Raw genomic sequence first — 16,236 nt, 5'->3', positions numbered from 1 at the left:
CCCTTTTCAGACACCCTCTAGGGCGAGCGGGTCAACGGGTGGACGATGCCGTCATCGACGACGGCCCGGGACCGTCTTGCCGCGGTGTTCGGGCAGGACGCGCTCGCCCTGTGCCGGGCAGTCGCCGCTCCCCGGCCAGGTTCTCGATCACATACGACGCGACCACGTCACGCACCCGATCAGCGTTCCACACATACCCGTTCAGTAGCCGCTGCATCTTCTGCGGACCCGCCTGACCGGTGAACTCCGCGAGGGTCCACCCGTTCTTCCGCTCCGCGCGGGACAACAACCCGGCCACATACGCCCGCGCCTGCACCCGCGGCTGCTCCGACACGAAACACGGATCGACTCGCACCAGCAACTCCTCCAAACCAGCCTCCCATACCGCCACGTCCAAACCGGATACACTCCGCTCCGCGGCCACCGCGGATTCATCGTCTATTCTCACAAACTACGGAGAATCACACGGTAGCCGCACCCGTTCGGACGCCACGCCGCCACTCCATGCAGAGAGACCACATGCCGGCCACTGTCACTGGAGTATTAGGTGATGGAGGCGGCGTCGTGCAGGCTGTCGAACAGGGCCGCGCGGCGCATATAGGCGCGCGCGCTATCGAGGTTCTCGGCCGTGCAGCGCAACTGATCGAGGTTCTGTCGCCGCACGGCGGGGTCGCGTTCCTCCAGCATTCGCTTGTTGGCGATTGTCTGGGCTTGTACGTAGTTCAGCGCGGCGTGACGGCGCTGGCGGCTGTAGAGATCGAGCAGATCGTCACCGTCCCGACCGTGGATCACCTGGGGGAGCTTCTCCGCAAGGTTGATGGCATCATGGATGCCGCCGTTCATGCCCATGCCGCCGATCGGGTTGTTGACGTGCGCGCTGTCTCCGGCCAACAAGATGCGGCCTTTATGGAAGGTCCCGGCCACGCGCTGATTGACCCTGTAGACCCTGGCGTACTCGACGTGGTAGGGGTCCGCCTTGGGGAAGAACTTCTGCAGCCGCCGCTCGACACGCGCTGCCGACAGTGCGGTGGTGTCGTCCTCGTCCTGGCCGATCGGCAGGATCAGCCGCCAGAGTCCTTCGGGCGTCTCCCCGCGCACCTTGAACAGGTTGGCCCACTCGTAGGGGTCGGAGAAGTAGTTGCGCAGTGACAGATTCGACTTCACGGTCTTGAAGTCGAATCTGGTCGCGATCTTGATGAACCGCTCCGGATACGTGAACCCTTCGAACTCGATGCCGGCGAGCTTGCGCACTGTTGACCGGCCGCCGTCGCAGCCGATGACATAGGCCGCCGTCATGCGCCCCGTGCCCGCGGGGGAGGCGTACTCCACCTCGATGCCGTTCGCGGCCACGGTGAGGCCGGTGAGGGCGTGGGAGAACCGCATGTCGAAGTCGGATCCGTTGGCGTATTCCTCGGCGATGGAAGCGGTCAGTTTGTATTGCTCGTACTGCAGCACATAGGGAAACCGGATCTCGTCTTTGAGCCGGGCGAGATCGAACTCCGCCACCAACTCGCCGGTCGGCCGGTCATGGAAGCGATAGGTGCTCGAAACCAGGCCGTGCGGCGTGATCTTCTCGGTGATGCCCAATTCGTCAAGCATCTCCAGAGTGCTCGGATGAATGGTCGCGGCGCGCTGATCCTTCACCGGTACGGGCTCCGACTCGAGCACGGTGACCGGGATGCCCTGCCGGTTCAGCGCCAGTGCGCACACCATTCCGACCGGGCCGGCGCCGACGATGACGACCCGGGTGCTGCTCTGCGACGAAATCATGGCTCAGGCGAGCGATCCTGTGCGTCGCCCGACCACCATTCCCGCAGTCAGGCCGGCGCCCGTCGGGTAGTTCCCGCTGAAGAGGCCCCCGAGCGCTTCACCGCACGCGAAGAGCCCGGGGATGGGCGCACCTGACGGATCGAGCACCCGGCCGTTGATGTCGCCGCGAAGCCCTCCAAAGGTGAAACTGATTCCACACGTCACCGGATATGCATAATAGGGCGGCGTCTCTATCGCCGATGCCCAATTACTCTTGATCGGTTCCACCGTCGCGCTGCGGCCGTCCTTGATCGTTGGATCGAGCGGACGGCTGGTGTCGATCGATGAGTTGAAATCGCGGACCGTCCGCGCGAACGCGTCGACGTCGACGTCTATGGCTGCGGCGAGCTCTTCGACGCTGTTGGCGACGACCGGGATGATCCCGGGCATTTCATACTCGTACACGTTGAGCATCGATCGCGAGTTCGCGTCGAAGATCTGAAACGCCACCGAACCCGGCTGTTCGAGGATCACCTTGCCGTACTTCGCGTACGTATAGTTGCGAAAGTCTGCACCCTCGTCGAGGAATCGTCGACCCCAGGCGTTGACAATGATGCCAAGCGGATAGCCGTACCGGCTGAGTCGGTTCGTCAACATACGGTTGCTCTCGTTCTCGGGATATGACGCGTCCCACGGCACGCTATGACACGTTGACCAGTCGCCTCCACGATCTGCACCAATCTCCAAGGCCGCGCCGATCAGGTCACCGGTGTTGTACGGCGTGCCACGCACCTTCGCGTGCTGCCACCCGTCTCCCAGGTAGCGTTGCCGCCATTGCGCGTTCGCCTCGAAACCGCCGCTGGCGATCACCACCGACTCCGCCGGAAACTCCTGATCGCCCGCGCGAACACCGACGACCGAGCCGCCGTTGGTCATCAGCCCCGTGACCGGGCAACCGTAGCGCATCTCGACCCCGAGCCGCGAGGCGACGCGTTCATGGTCTGATATCAGCCCAGGGCCCGCGTCGACGTTGCACACGTGCGTTCCACCCCAGAACACGAAGGTTCCATCGGCGTTCTCGTGAGCCTGCCGCTCGTACATCAGCCGGAATCGCAACCCCAGTTCGTGCAGCCAGCGGACCGCGTCGCGCGAGCCTTCGACGACAGCCGCGGCAAGTTCCTTATCGTCACGTCCCTCGGTGATCCGGTCCAGGTCGGCCAGGAACTCTGCCGCCGAGTACGGCGGAACTTCGGTACGCACGTGACGCTCATCGGGCTCAAGGACCTCGAGCAGATCGCCGAGCCCGGCGTGCACCATCCGGGTCGCACCGAGCGTGTAGTAGCTGTTCCCCCCGGCCAGCGCCCGCGGCGCCTTCTCCAACAGCAGCACGCGTCGCCCGCGCTCGGCCGCCGCGTGAGCCGTGCAGTACCCGGCGTTACCCCCGCCGACCACAACAACATCCGCGTTGTGCATAACCACCTCGTTGCCGTATCCGACCCGAGAACAACTCACGTTGAGCGATGCCGCTCGACGCGTTCCTAGTTCTGCTCGCGCTGCAGTCGCTTGCTGACCTTGCCGACCGCGGTGTACGGGAACTCGTCGACCACCTCCACGAAATCGGGAAGCTTGAATGTCGCGAGGCCCCACTCCTGCAGGAACCGACGCAGCTTGCTCAAGGTGAGATCGGCCACGTCCTCCGGCGACCGGGGGATCAGGTACGCCTTGATGCGCTCGCCGAGCACCTCGTCATCGATGCCGATCACGGAGGCGTTGTGCACGCCGCCGTGGGCGAGGAACGCGTTCTCCAGCTCCTCGGGCGCGATCTTCTCGCCGCCACGGTTGATCTGGTCCTTCGACCGGCCCACGACCCTCATGAACCCACGCTCGTCCCGCTCGACTATGTCACCGGTGCGGTAGAAGCCATCGCTGGTGAACGCCAGGGCATTCTGCTCGGGGTTGCGATAGTAGCCGCGGATTACCGACGGCCCCCGCGTCAGCAGGTGACCGGGCGCCCCGGGCGGCACGTCGTTTCCCTCGTCGTCTATGACCCGGATCTCGTCGGCCTCCGAGGCCGGCCGGCCCTGGTATCGCACGCTGGTCTCCCGATCGACGTCCGGAGGGTTGCTGACGACCAGGCCTTCGCCCATCCCGAAGCTCTGAGACAGCTCCATGCCGAGCTCCGGCTCGACCCGCCGCGCCACCTCCTCGCTCAGCTTCGCACCCCCGCACATGATCACCTGCATGCTGGAGAGATCGTAGGCGTCGCGCAGCGAGGAGTTCAGCCAGGCCAGCAGGATCGGGGGCACCAACGTCACGCGGTTCGCGCGGTGCTTCTCGATCAGCGGGAACGCCGCATCGGGGCTGCCGTTCGGCGCGATCACGATCGTTGCGCCCACGCTGAACGCGCCGAGGAAGCCGGGCGAACGCGTCGACATACTGTGACAGATCGGCATGACCAGCAGATGCACCGTCCGCTCGGTGATGCCCCGTTCCCCGACGCTTCTGCGCAACGCATAGCCGTACGTGTGATGAGTATGCGGCATCAGCTTCGGAACGCCCGTCGTGCCGCCCGACATCTGCAGCAGCGCGACGTCCTGCGGGCTGCATCGCCGCACGTGCTCGAGCGATCCTTTCGAAAGCAGCGCGTCGTACTCGGCGCCGCCGCCGCCGCGATCGAGGATCACTGTGTGCTCCAGATGGGCCCAACGGCCCTTCAGGTCGGCAGCCAACGCAGCGAGATCGGTGCCGCTGTCCGATGCGACGGTGATGTAGGTACGCGCCTCGGCAATCTCGATGAAGTGTTCGATCTCCGCGCGACGGTGCGCGATGGGCGCGACCACGGGAATCACGCCGAGCTCCCACAGGGCGAAGACGAACGCGATGTACTCGTAGGTATTGGGCAGATGCACGACCACTCGGTCGCCACGGCCCAGCCCCAGATCCTGCAGACCGGCCGCGAGACGCAGGACTTCATCCGTGAGTTGCCTATAGCTCAGCCGGGTGTCGCGGTCGATGACCGCGAGCTTGTCGGGATAGCGTTCCGCCGCGGCAAAAAGCAACTCCGGAAGCGTCTGATCGTGCCAGTATCCCTTTGTGAGGTACTGGGCCACGGACTTTGGCGGATAGGGTACGACGCCGTCAAGGGTCAGCGGTTGGATGCTCATCGGTCTTCCTCGGGTGTCGGCGTCTCGTGTCCTGGCGGCATCGGCGCCGCGTGAAGCTGCCGATGCCGATCCGGTCGTCGAAGAGCGAGTTCACGCAAGAGGTTCAGGCTGTCATCCGTTGTCGAATCGTGTTCAGCCCAGGCTCAGCACGGTTTCGAGGCCGATCGTCACCCCGGGGAGACCTGGGACGGCGCGGAGCGCGGCGAGCACTCCGGGCATGAGGGACTCGCGTGTGACGGAGTCGTAACGCAGCCTCAGGATCTCGCCCTCGGATCCGAACAGCACCTCTTGTGAAGACATGAAACCGCGTACACGCACCGCGTGGACGTTGACTTCCTCGATCCGCCCGCCGCGCGTTCCATGCGGGTCGCGAGAGGTGGCATCGGGCGAGGGAGCGGAACCTGCTTTCGCGCGAGCGCGAGCGATCAGTTCGGCCGTGTGCTGTGCCGTACCCGATGGCGCGTCCACCTTATCGGGATGGTGCATCTCGATGATCTCGACAGACTCGAAGAGCGGGGCAGCCTTCGCCGCGAACTGCGTCAAGAGCACCGCGCCCACCGAGAAGTTCGGGACGACGAAAACGTTGACTTCATCACGTTCGATGAGTGCGGCGCGAATTTGCTGGACAGCGTCTTCATCGAAGCCGGATGTTCCCACCACGACGTGAATCCCCTGCTCGATGCACCATTGGACCTGCTCGTGTGCCACGCCCGGCGGGGAGAACACGAGCACGACATCGGCCTTCTTTTCGACGATCTCTCGCAGGTTATCATCGACATCGATCTCGGCGACCACGCTCATGTCGGAAGTGGCCTCGATTGCACGAACCGATGCCTCACCCATGCGCCCGCGTGCTCCCAGCACAGCAACTTGAGTCATGAGGGAAGGTTAACCTAAGTCATTCGACCGACACAAGGCTATCTGCGGTGAGCTGTCAGGGAGCGGAGCGGTCGCCGGGCAGAGGTGGTCCGTCTTGGTTGAATCGCTGTGTGGCGGCTGGCGGTCGGTCGTCGGGGACGCTTCGGCCGTCGGGTTTGATTGGCGGCGTTTGCGCTGGTGGCGGAGCTGTTCAGCTCGGGTGAGAGGCTCGGTCCCTGAATTTGCGCAGGCTGGAATGGCCACTGGCGGGGTGGCAACCACGCGTTCATCGCCAGCAGCCCCCTGGGCGCCGCCAACGTCGACAAGCTCCAATGAGGCAGCACAGATCATCGCCGAGCTTTGTGAGCCGCGGACGCCGTGTGGCTCGAGTCTGCCGTGAGCGCACCCAACATCTCTCTGCCTCTGCCATCGCCGCCGCGATGGGCAAGGCCGACATGGCGACGCTGCTGCGCACCATCACCCAGACCTCCGCTCAGCCCGCCCCGTCCAGGGCTGCCGCCTCGTGATGCACCTGCAGATCGGCTTGGACCTTGCTGCCGAGTACGGTGCGTAGCATCAGGTTCGTTCCTTCCCAGCCGACTGCCGCACACCGCCGTGCGTTACTCGCCTGTGGCAGCTCTCGCGACTTCGTGGCTGGCAATGAAGTCGCGCAGCGACTTGGGCCGCAGGTCGGTCCAAGTCTGGTCGATCCAGTCGAGCACCTCCTGCCTGGGTCTGCCGTCCGGCTCGCCGTAGACGATGGTCCAGCCGCCGGGCACCGGCTTGAACGTGGGCCAGAGCGAGTACTGCTCCTCATGGTTGATGAGCGCGTAGAACGTGCCATCCTCGTCGTCGAACGGGTTCTTCGCCATCGCGTGTTCTCCTTCTGCCGGTGGGACGGGCCGTCAGCTGCCCGTCGCCATGTGGGATCTGTGCGTGGGGACCGCGGCCTCGAGAATCTCGCCGGCGCGCACGGCCAGGGTCGACAGCAGCGACGAGCTGAGGCCGTGGCTGTGCTGGACACCCCCGCTGAGGAAGATGCGGCCCTCCAGCCCCGGCACGCGCAGGCTGTAGTCGCGCGCCACGAGCGACTCGTCCCCGTCGAGCGCGGCCTCGAGGTCGATGCCGTCGCCGAGCAGGCCGCGCGGGTCTGACGGGCGGAAGCCGGTGGCGAAGACCACCGCGTCGACCTCGAGCGGCGTGCGCGCACGGGCCCCGAGGTCGCGCAGCGCGACGACGACACCCCCCGGGCCCTCGCGCAGGCTTTCGACCTCGGTGACGCGGTGCACGAACAGGCGCCGCACGCCGCGCAGCTTCTCGTCGTACTCCCGTCGGTAGAGGTCGTCGATGAGCTCGGCGTCGACAGCGGCGTAGTTCGTCGACCAGTGCCGCCGCAGCAGCTGCTGTTTGACGTCGGGCGGAGCGGTGTAGTACTCCCCGACGGAGGCGGGGTCGAAGATGCGGTTCGCATACGGGGTGTTGTCGGAGGGCACATAGCCGAAGCTGCGGATGGAGGCGTGTACCTCCGCCGCCGGGTAGGTGTCATGCAGGTAGGCGGCAACCTCTGCGGCGCTCTGCCCAGCGCCCACGACGAGGAACCGGCCGTGCGGCGTGGAGGGGAGCCGGTCGAGGCTGCTGAGCAGACCGTGGTTGTGGAACACCCGAGGGCCGGCCTCGATCCCGTCCGGGAGCACGGGGCGCAGCCCGGTCGCGACAACTACCGACCGCGCCCGGACCGCCTCGCGTCCGCCGCCGCCGCCCGACACCATGACGGTGAAGGCCGCACCGTCGTGGTCGACGCGGGTGGCCCTCGCCCCGTAGGAGACTGGCACGTTCACACGCGCGGCCGCCCACGCCAGATAGTCGCGGAACTCGAGCCGGGTGGGGAAGAAGCTCTTCAGGTTGATGAAGTCGCTCAGGCGCCCGCGCTCGTGCAGGTAGTTCAGAAAGCTATACGAGCTGGTGGGCGAGCGCATGGTCGCGAGGTCCTTGAGGAAACTGATCTGCATGGTCGTGCCCGGCAGCAGCATGCCGTCGTGCCATCCGAACCTCGGCTGGGCCTCTACGAAGCGGGCGGTCACACGGTCGGCGGCAGGCCGGGCGCCGTTGCGCTCTTCAATGGCGATTGCCAGGCTCAGGTTGGCCGGTCCGAAGCCGATACCGATGATGTCGACCACATCGGGTAGCATGCCCACCGCATCCGACCGAGTGTTCACTTCATTCATCGCCGTCACCCGACGGCCGACCCCTCGGGCTCGGCGAGAAAGTCGAGGATGAGCCGGTTCACCGCTTCGGGCTGCTCGAGATAGCCGTAGTGTCCCGTGTCGGGCACCTCGACATACCGGGCAGTCGGGACGATATCGGCAAGCTCGCGTCCGAGGTGTGCCGGGATCATCAAGTCGTCGGCGAAACCGATCACCAGCAACGGCCGGGTGATCGCCCTGTACGCGTCGCCGCGATCTCCGAGTCGTTCGGAAGCGCCGAGTTGGCCACGCTCACCCGACGACGCCGGAACCGCGGAGTACTCCAGAAGCGCAAGCCAGTCGTTGGATTTCGTCTCATCTCGCAATGTCGCGGGCGATAAGTTCAGCAGAGCATCGACCGCTGCCTTATACGCTTTCGGCAGCACGATCTTTTGGTCGAACAACTCCTGCTCGCCCCGGGTGAGCATCTGTCCGACGTCGTCGATGCGTGCGTGACCACCCATCGCGACCGCCCGGCACACAAGGTCGGGGCGCTCGAGGACCAACTCCTGCACGACCCGCGCTCCGAGCGAGGTTCCGATCACGTGCGCCGGGGCGCCGAAGCGCTCGATGAGCGCGGCGAGATCGTCAACGAGCTCTGGGACGACGATGTCGGGGCACGACGTGGCAGTCTGTCCGGGCACCGGGCTGATGCCCCGGTTGTCGTAGGTGACGACCCGGTACCCCGCCTCGACGAGGGCGGGCACCTGGTGCGGCGTCCACACCTGCCCCTTCGCTCCCGTTCCCATCACCAACACGACGAGAGGGTCGGCACCATCGCCATACTCGTCGTAGTGCAGGGCGATTCCGTTCACGAGCATCGTGGGCATTGCGTCTCCTTGTCGGGGAGGGGCGGGAAGATCGCGCAGCCGGTCGTCATACCCGCCCCTGGTAGACGAGACTCACTCAGACGACTCGGCGTCATCGTTCGTCGACGCCGCCAACACCTCAAGCCAACGTGACACCCGTTGGTCTTCAGCGAGCGTAATGAAGTCGATGCCCTCCGCGCCGGCGCTGCGCCACCGCTCGACCAGTTCCATGAGCCGGACGGAGTCCATGCCCTGTACGCGCAGGTCGGCGTTCTGATCCACGTCGTTCGCCTCGATGTACAGGACATCGGCGACGTCGGCTAGCACTCGGTTATCGCTGATCTTCATGATCCTCCTCTGGGTTACCGAAACCGCTGTTCCAGACGCCCGTCTCTGTCGTGTAGGACGCCAACGTCTCGAGCGACTGCACCCACAGCTCTTGCAGTTCGCTCACTTCCGCCTCGCTGAGGATCCCCGCCGCATAAACGATGTTGCCCCTCAACGTCCACTCGTTGTTCTCAGCGCTCTGTACCGCCACCAAAGAAATGTCCAACACGGCGATCAGAGGCATCGTCCTGTCCGCGGAACCGACGATCCCAGGAGCCTCGGGGGCCATCTCCCATGCGCTGTCCCTCACGGCGCTGCCGGGGCCGAACTGGCCGAGGTAGTTGAATCCGATCTGTGGCACCACGCCGTCGACCAAACGGCCCGCGCCGTCAGGAGCGAGCTCTCGAAGCACCCCGTAGCCGATGCCGCGATCGGGTACCGCCCGCAGTTGCTCATTCACGTGCCTCACCACATCTGCGGAAGCTCCCGGATCCGTCAAGGCCGTGACGGGATCGATGTCGACGGTGTCCAGTCCGACTGGGAACCACGTCGTGAACCACCCCACAGTGCGGGAAAGATCACTGCCGGGCACGAACGTCTCTTCGCGCCCGTGACCCTCAAGTCCGATCAGCGCACGCCGATGACCGACCCCTCGCCTCGCCCGCCATGCCCCGACAGCGATCGTCAACGAGCCGAGCAGCACATCGTTGATCTCGGCCGCCAGTGCACCAGGCACCTCCTTCAGCACCGGGCCGGCGACTCTCGCGGGCACTTGGATCGTGAGCACCTCCGCTGTGGCGCGCGTGTCGAGCGCCGCGTCCAGCGCACGGGAACCCAGCAACGGATCATCCGCCGTGACAGCCTCGGCCCAGTACTCTGTCTGCGCCCTCACATCCTGCTCAGCGGCGCGGCCCGCGAGCATCTCAGCCCAGTTCAGCAAGCTCGTGCCTACCGGCAGCAGTGGCTCAGCAGTGCGGCCGGTCTCCAACTCCCACGCCTGCCGAAGATCATCCCCAAGAACTCGCCATGACACCCCATCGACGACCAGGTGATGCATTACCAGCAGTAGACGGCTTGTCGCATCGGCAGAACCCGTGTACCAGACTGCCCGCCACAAGATGCCGGCATCGAGGTGCAGAGAACGCGCTAGTTCCTCCACACGTGCACGATTGCCGCTGCGCCACGTCGGATCCGGCCACGCGGGCCCCAGCGCTTCGATCACCATCCGATCTTTCGCGACTTCAGGAGAGCGGGCAGGAACCTCGAACCGGAAGGATCCGTCGACATCTGCCACGAGGCGACCGCCCAGAGCCGCATGATGCGCGACGACCCGGTTCAGCACGCGCAACAATGTGTCGTGCGTCATTCCGGCTGGCACCACGAAAGTCACCGCCTGCACCAACGTCGAAAAGCCGGGCAAATCCACTTCCTTGTTGGCGATCGGCCACAACCTGGAGGATCGCAGATCCTTCAGGGGGGCGGTGTGCTCCGTTGCCGACTCCGACTGGCGCGCATCAGAAAGACGAGCCAGCCCGGCCGCCGTCCGCGTCGAGAAGACGTCCGCGGCCGAGATGACGACACCGATGCGCCGCATTCGGGATACCAACTGGATCGACAGAATGCTGTCCCCGCCCAGCTGGAAGAAGTCGTCCTCAACCGACAACCGCGCTTCGTCACTCAAACCCAGCAGGTCACGGACGACGGCGAGGAGATCTCGCTCCGTGTCGGTCGCGGGTGCACGCCCGTGGGCGGTCGATTGCCCGAGATCGGGGACGGGCAATGCCTTCCGGTCGAGCTTGCCAGTTGTGGTCAGCGGGAACGTCTCAAGCCGATTGTAGGATGCGGGGATCATGTAGTCGGGGAGGTGCTGTGCGGCGTGCTCGCGGAGTGACCGGCGGAGTGCGTCGTCGCTGGTATCGATGCGGGCGGTGGTGACGTAGGCAGCGAGAAACTTCCCTCCGGAGGGATGGTCGGCCGCGATGACCTCAGCACGCACGACCTCCGGGTGCGCCTCCAGCACGTCACGGATCTCCCCTGGCTCGATCCGGTACCCGCGGATCTTGGTCTGCTCGTCGGCACGACCGAGGTAATCGATGCGCCCCTCGTCGTTCCACCGGGCCAGGTCGCCCGTGCGATACATCCGCGCCCCCGGCTCCCACGGGCACGCCACGAACCGCTCGGCGGTGAGGGCGGGCTGCTCCCAGTAGCCGCGCGCATTGCCCGCGCCCGCGAGATACAGCTCACCTGGAACACCGGGCAGGGCAAACTGCAGGTTCTGATCCAGGATGTACGCCCGGGTGTTGAAGATCGGCGTGCCCACGCTCGGGTTCGGGCTGTCGGCGAGATCCGCGCCGAGCGCATTGATCGTGTACTCGGTCGGCCCGTACAGGTTGTACGACTCCACGCCCGGGGCATCTCGCAGCTGCTGCCACAGCCGCTCGGGCACCGCCTCGCCGCCGAGCGACACGAACACCACGCCCGTCGCGTCTGCCGACACCGATCGACCCGCCGGCCGGTCACGCTCCAGCAAACCCTCGTCAACGAGCACCTGCCCGTACGAGGGAGTCACGTCGAAGCCATCGATGCGCTGATCGTCGTAGTACGCGAGTAGCTGCTGCGGATCCCGGCGCATCTCCTCGTTGATCACATACACCGAGTGGCCGTTGAGCAGCCAGAACAGCTGCTCCCACGACGCATCGAACGAGAACGACGTCGTATGCGCGATCCGCATCCGCCGCCCGCCCTGATGGGCCACCACGCGGTCGAAGATCTTCTCCACATGGTTGGCATACATGTTCGTCAAGCCCCGGTAACCGACCGCGACACCCTTCGGTCGGCCCGTCGAGCCGGACGTGAAGATGATGTACGCCAGATGATCCAGCGACACCTCCCCGCCGCGCTCGGCCACGGTGACCGGCCCATCCGCCAGTTCCGCGACGCGCGTGCGCACCACCGCATCGTCGAGATTCACCACCCGCCCCGCCGCGGGCCCGAGCCGTGCCACGTCACGATCGGTGACGAGCGTGACCGTCGGACCCGCCACATCGAGCATGTAACCGATCCGGTCATCGGGCAGCTCCGCATCGATCGGCACATACGCCGCACCCACCGCGAACACCGCGAACATCGCGATGACCATCCGCTCATCACGCGGCAGCAGCAGCGCAACCCTGTGTTCCTGGCGCACGCCCCGCTCCAGCAGCAGCCGCGCATACCGGTTCACCTCCGCGGACAACCCCGCAAACGTGAAACTCCGCGCACCCGCAACCAGCGCGATCTCCCCCGGCGACCGCGCCACCTGATCATCAAGAAGACCCGCAACAGTAACAGGCTCTACGTCTCGGTGCAGATCGGCGGCGGTGCCGGTGTGAGGCTCGACCTCGTCGGGCAGCAGCACCGTCAGCCCGCCGACGGGCGCGCGCAAACGGCTCGCGATCGCGTTCAGCGTCGCAACGTAGCGCTCCAGCATCTTTTCGGCGCTGGCCGTTTCGTACGCGTCGCGGCGGTAGGAGAGCCGCACATGCACGGACGCGGATCCTGCACGCTCCCATACATTCACTGCGAACGTCACCGGATAGTGCGTGGCGTCATCCACGGCGGAGCCGACCACTCGGACGCCAGCCCAGTCACGTTCGTCGCGCACCTGGAAGGGCAGGTTCTGCACCACGAACAACGTGTCGAAGAGCGTTGCCATACCAGCAGACGCCTGAATGCTCGTCAGTGCGGTGTCGGGATGGTCGATGACGCGCAGCTGCTCGGACTGCACTCGCGCGAGCATCTCCTGAGCTGTCTCGAACGGGCTAAGACGCACGCGCATCGGTACCGTGTTGAAGAGCACCCCGATGGTCCGGTCCGCGTCGGGAAGCTCGGGAGGGCGGCCGGACACCGTGTTGCCGAACACCACGTCATCGCTGCCAGTCAGGCGGCTGAGGGTGACAGCCCAGGAAACCTGCAGGACTGTACCCACCGTCACTTGCGCAGTCCGCGCGGCGCCGAACACCGCAGCAGCGGCCGATGGATCAAGATCGTAATGCAGATCGCCCGTGTCGATCTGCCCCGCACCGAGATCGCCGCCCTCTGGCCAGAGCATCGTCGGGCCAGACAGCTCGGCGAGATAGTCGCTCCAGGCGCGGACGGCGGTCTCCGGATCCCGACCGTCGAGCCACTCAAGATACGAACGGAATGACGCCGGTTCGACGCGATCCGCGTACCCGGGATCCGCGTAGATCGTGAGGATCTCCTCCAACAGGGCCTTCAACGACCAGCCGTCCAGCAGAATGTGCTCAAAGCTCATCGCCAGAATCCAGGCATCGGTCGACCGCTCGATGAGGGTGAACCGGATCAGCGGTGGAGTCTGGAAGTCGAAGGGCTCACGTCGCTCGGCTGCCAGGAAATCACCGATGTCCACACGGAGTTCGGACCACTCGGTGAGCGAGATGATTCGGAACGGTGCATCTGCGACAGCGGGGATCACCTGCGCCTCACCCGAGGGCACGAAGGCGGCACGAAGGTTCGGGTACCGGTCGAGCGCGACCCTCACCGCACCCTCTAGACGGTCAGGGTCGACCGCGCCTGACAACTCTCTCGTGGCCTGCGATACATAGGCGTTGTGATCGTCCGACTCCTGCGCGCGCACCATGTGGTAAAAGATGCCGCGTTGCAACGTGGACAACGGGAGGATCTCGGCGGCTTTGCCGTAGAGGGCACGGATGCGCTCTTCTTCCTCCCACGAGATCGTGAGACGGTCGGCTCGACGAAGACGCAGCCCGCTTGGCGACTGCCTCGACAGCGTGAGCGCGAAGTCGATCTGGGCGGTCACGGTGGCGATCTCCTCCGCCAGCGCGCGCACATCCAGGTCGACACCAGGGGCTGTCTCGACCTCCACCCGGACCGTTTGCGGCTCAGATGCCAGGCCCGGGCCGATCAGGATGCGGATGTCGAGCTGGATCGGATTGTCTGCGGGGATCGCGGGAACCGTTGCGATGCGCTCCGCCGCGCTACGGAACACACTGATCCGGATGTGCGGGAGAGGCAGATCGTCGAAGAATCGGCCGAGCTGCGGGCGAGCGCGCAGGGACGCGTAGTCAGCCGCACGCTCGGGGCTCAGTGTAAGTGGCGAGTGGGTGCCGCCTCCGTTCGGGGTGGTCGCCGGTTCGCCGAGAAGTACTGGGTAGCTCCAGACTGTGAATGCGTCCGCGGGCTCGCGCCGTTCGACGATCAGCTGGCTTTCGCCGAGCGTTCGGTTGAGCGTCCGGGCGATCGCATCCCACGCTTCGAGTTGCGTTGTGCCGCTCATCTCACGCTGTCCGGAGATCCCGACACTATGTGTCGCGAAGGCCGGTGCTTCGCCAGCATTCGACGGCAGGCTGACATCTCGCACCGCGGCGAGCTGGTCGATCCAATCGTCCCAGAAGGGATCCTCGAGAACCGTGCTGAGCTCGGCGTCTGTCCGTTGATCGCCGCCAGCTCGCGGTGTCTCGATCACCAGCCGGCTCTGTGAGTCGTAGCCAGCGACAAGCTCGGCGAGCAGCGCTCCGACCGCGTCGAGGGCCTCGACGTTGTCGTGTGCGGCGACCAGTTCGCCGCTTCCGTCGTCGAGCACCCGCAGCTGCATCCCGCCGTCGCCCAGTGCGAGAGCGACGTGATCAACGGCAGCACGCCACAGCACGGCATCCTGGATGTCGAATGCGGGAAGCGCAAGGCGGAAGACTGGTCGTTCCTGATCGGAGGCCGCCCCGTGAAGCCCGGAATTGAGAGCAGCCTGAACCATTTGCGCGAGATGGACGGACGCAAGCTCTGGATGCCGCGCGCCGAGGGTCAGAAACAGCCGCGTCTTCTGTAGCAGCCGTGACGAAGTGTCTTCGGAGAACAGTTCCCTGGCCGCGTTCAGGTGCAGAGCCAGAGCGCCGTCGCTACGCCTCGTGATGGAGTAGACGAGGTCGAAAAGGGCGGGCCGGGCCGGACCCGGTCCTCCGGTCGCGACCGGGACGTAGGGGACGAAGGTCGTGGCTGGGCCCGGCTCTGGATCACCCTGGTCGAGATAGGCGGCCATCACCTGGAAGAGAGGGCTGATCCCGGGAGCACGTATCGGCTGGATCGCCTCGACGACGGCGTCGAAAGGCACGAGCTTGCGCTCGTTCGCCTCAAGCATGCGCTCCCGCATGTTGGTGAGCGCTTGTCCGAACCCGTCCATCTCGTCGATGTCGGAGCGGACGACGACAGTGTTCACGAAGTAGCCGATCAGGTCGCTTAGCTCCGGTAGATCGCGCAGGCTGGCAGGTATACCGATCGGCACCGTGGTGCCGGTCCCCTCGCTCCAGAGCGCGAGGGTGAGCGCGGTCATCAACCCCTGCAGCGGTGTCGCCCTGCGCTCGATGAGCAGGGCATCCACGGCGCCGACTTCATCGTCAGACAGCACAGCGGTCGCCGGTCGGACCGTGCGCGAGCCGGTGTCGGTGCGCGGGTAATCGATCGGCAGCGGAGTTTCCGTAGGGAGATCTTCGAGCGTACCGCGCCAGTACTCAAGGTCACGCCGATAGCGCGAGTCCGCATCTCGGGAGTCACCGAGCACTGCCCGGTGCCAGAGCGCGAAGTCCGCGAACTGCACGGGAAGCGCAACGAGCTCGGACGACGTGCCAGACGTCTCTTCGTGATAAAGAGCGTTCAGATCGCGGAGGAAGGGGGTGAATGATTGCTCGTCGGAGACGATGTGGTGCCCGGCAGCAACGAGCAGATCGTCCTCCTCCCCGCGGAGGAGACTGAATCGGAGGCCGCAGTCGGACGCGAGGTCCATTGGGGCGGCGACGAGTTCGGCGATCCTCTCATCCGCCGCTGACGAGGGGATCTGCTCAACCGTGACGAGCGCCACGCTCGGTTCTGTGGCCGGGTGGATCCTCTGGCGCAGTTCGGCGGCGTCTTCGTCGAGCACGAAGGTTGTGCGCAGGATCTCGTGCCGGGCGACGAGACGACGAACGGCCGCTTGTAGGGCACTGACGTCGACCGGTTCGCGTGATTGGAGGGCCATAACCATGCGGTAGATCGTCTTGCCAGCAATCTGGTCGGTTACCCAGAGGGCTTGCTGTCCGA

General features: G+C 65.6%; 10 protein-coding genes and 1 pseudogene. 1 reads left to right on the top strand and 10 read right to left on the bottom strand.

Annotated features, from left to right (window positions below):
* Nucleotides 1–136: 136 nt before the first annotated feature.
* The 5 genes and pseudogenes from E0504_RS49675 to dapB all read right to left on the bottom strand — a co-directional run.
* Nucleotides 137–391: pseudogene (locus E0504_RS49675) on the bottom strand (IS701 family transposase); the annotation flags it as partial.
* Between the two features lie 152 nt (nt 392–543).
* The gene (locus E0504_RS49670) at nt 544–1,770 is read right to left on the bottom strand and encodes an NAD(P)/FAD-dependent oxidoreductase (RefSeq protein ID WP_112106264.1); all 1,227 of its coding nucleotides are present in this window, start codon (nt 1,768–1,770) and stop codon (nt 544–546) included.
* A 3-nt stretch (nt 1,771–1,773) separates the two neighbouring features.
* Entirely contained in the window at nt 1,774–3,222 is a 1,449-nt protein-coding gene (gene tcuA / locus E0504_RS49665; RefSeq protein WP_112106265.1) for an FAD-dependent tricarballylate dehydrogenase TcuA, read from the bottom strand.
* A 65-nt stretch (nt 3,223–3,287) separates the two neighbouring features.
* Complete coding sequence (locus E0504_RS49660; RefSeq protein WP_112106266.1) at nt 3,288–4,913, bottom strand: (2,3-dihydroxybenzoyl)adenylate synthase; 1,626 nt, start codon at nt 4,911–4,913, stop codon at nt 3,288–3,290.
* 132 nt (nt 4,914–5,045) lie between these two features.
* On the bottom strand, nt 5,046–5,792 hold the full coding sequence (gene dapB / locus E0504_RS49655; protein ID WP_112106267.1) for a 4-hydroxy-tetrahydrodipicolinate reductase: 747 nt from the start codon (nt 5,790–5,792) through the stop codon (nt 5,046–5,048).
* 359 nt (nt 5,793–6,151) lie between these two features.
* On the opposite strand from dapB, the gene E0504_RS51830 reads away from it, so the two are divergent.
* Nucleotides 6,152–6,298, top strand: a complete 147-nt coding sequence (locus tag E0504_RS51830) for a hypothetical protein (RefSeq protein WP_207974749.1) — start codon at nt 6,152–6,154, stop codon at nt 6,296–6,298.
* Between the two features lie 93 nt (nt 6,299–6,391).
* Here the strand turns inward: E0504_RS51830 and E0504_RS49650 are convergent, their stop codons facing one another.
* From E0504_RS49650 to E0504_RS49630, 5 genes are all read right to left on the bottom strand, one after another.
* Nucleotides 6,392–6,643, bottom strand: a complete 252-nt coding sequence (locus E0504_RS49650) for an MbtH family protein (RefSeq protein WP_020460620.1) — start codon at nt 6,641–6,643, stop codon at nt 6,392–6,394.
* A gap of 33 nt (nt 6,644–6,676) precedes the next feature.
* Nucleotides 6,677–7,996 (bottom strand): lysine N(6)-hydroxylase/L-ornithine N(5)-oxygenase family protein, encoded by a 1,320-nt coding sequence (locus E0504_RS49645; RefSeq protein WP_131628101.1) that lies wholly within the window; start codon nt 7,994–7,996, stop codon nt 6,677–6,679.
* A gap of 5 nt (nt 7,997–8,001) precedes the next feature.
* On the bottom strand, nt 8,002–8,844 hold the full coding sequence (locus E0504_RS49640; RefSeq protein WP_112106268.1) for an alpha/beta fold hydrolase: 843 nt from the start codon (nt 8,842–8,844) through the stop codon (nt 8,002–8,004).
* A gap of 72 nt (nt 8,845–8,916) precedes the next feature.
* Nucleotides 8,917–9,171 carry a phosphopantetheine-binding protein gene (locus E0504_RS49635; RefSeq protein WP_112106269.1) on the bottom strand — a complete coding sequence of 85 codons (255 nt, stop codon included), beginning with the start codon at nt 9,169–9,171 and terminating at the stop codon, nt 8,917–8,919.
* Nucleotides 9,155–16,236 (bottom strand): non-ribosomal peptide synthetase (locus E0504_RS49630; RefSeq protein ID WP_131628099.1); only part of this gene is annotated, 7,082 nt, incomplete at its 5' end. The genes E0504_RS49630 and E0504_RS49635, both read right to left, overlap by 17 nt.

It is taken from the genome of Parafrankia sp. BMG5.11 (genome assembly GCF_004337455.1).
This window is presented reverse-complemented; position numbering and strand designations above follow the sequence as displayed.

Excerpts from the sequence above, each read along its gene's own strand:
- E0504_RS49670 (WP_112106264.1), bottom strand. The coding sequence starts at position 1,770 with ATGATTTCGTCGCAGAGCAGCACCCGGGTCGTCATCGTCGGCGCCGGC.
- dapB (WP_112106267.1), bottom strand. The coding sequence starts at position 5,792 with ATGACTCAAGTTGCTGTGCTGGGAGCACGCGGGCGCATGGGTGAGGCA.
- E0504_RS49635 (WP_112106269.1), bottom strand. The coding sequence starts at position 9,171 with ATGAAGATCAGCGATAACCGAGTGCTAGCCGACGTCGCCGATGTCCTG.
- E0504_RS49640 (WP_112106268.1), bottom strand. The coding sequence starts at position 8,844 with ATGCCCACGATGCTCGTGAACGGAATCGCCCTGCACTACGACGAGTAT.
- E0504_RS49645 (WP_131628101.1), bottom strand. The coding sequence starts at position 7,996 with ATGAATGAAGTGAACACTCGGTCGGATGCGGTGGGCATGCTACCCGAT.
- E0504_RS49650 (WP_020460620.1), bottom strand. The coding sequence starts at position 6,643 with ATGGCGAAGAACCCGTTCGACGACGAGGATGGCACGTTCTACGCGCTC.
- tcuA (WP_112106265.1), bottom strand. The coding sequence starts at position 3,222 with ATGCACAACGCGGATGTTGTTGTGGTCGGCGGGGGTAACGCCGGGTAC.
- E0504_RS49660 (WP_112106266.1), bottom strand. The coding sequence starts at position 4,913 with ATGAGCATCCAACCGCTGACCCTTGACGGCGTCGTACCCTATCCGCCA.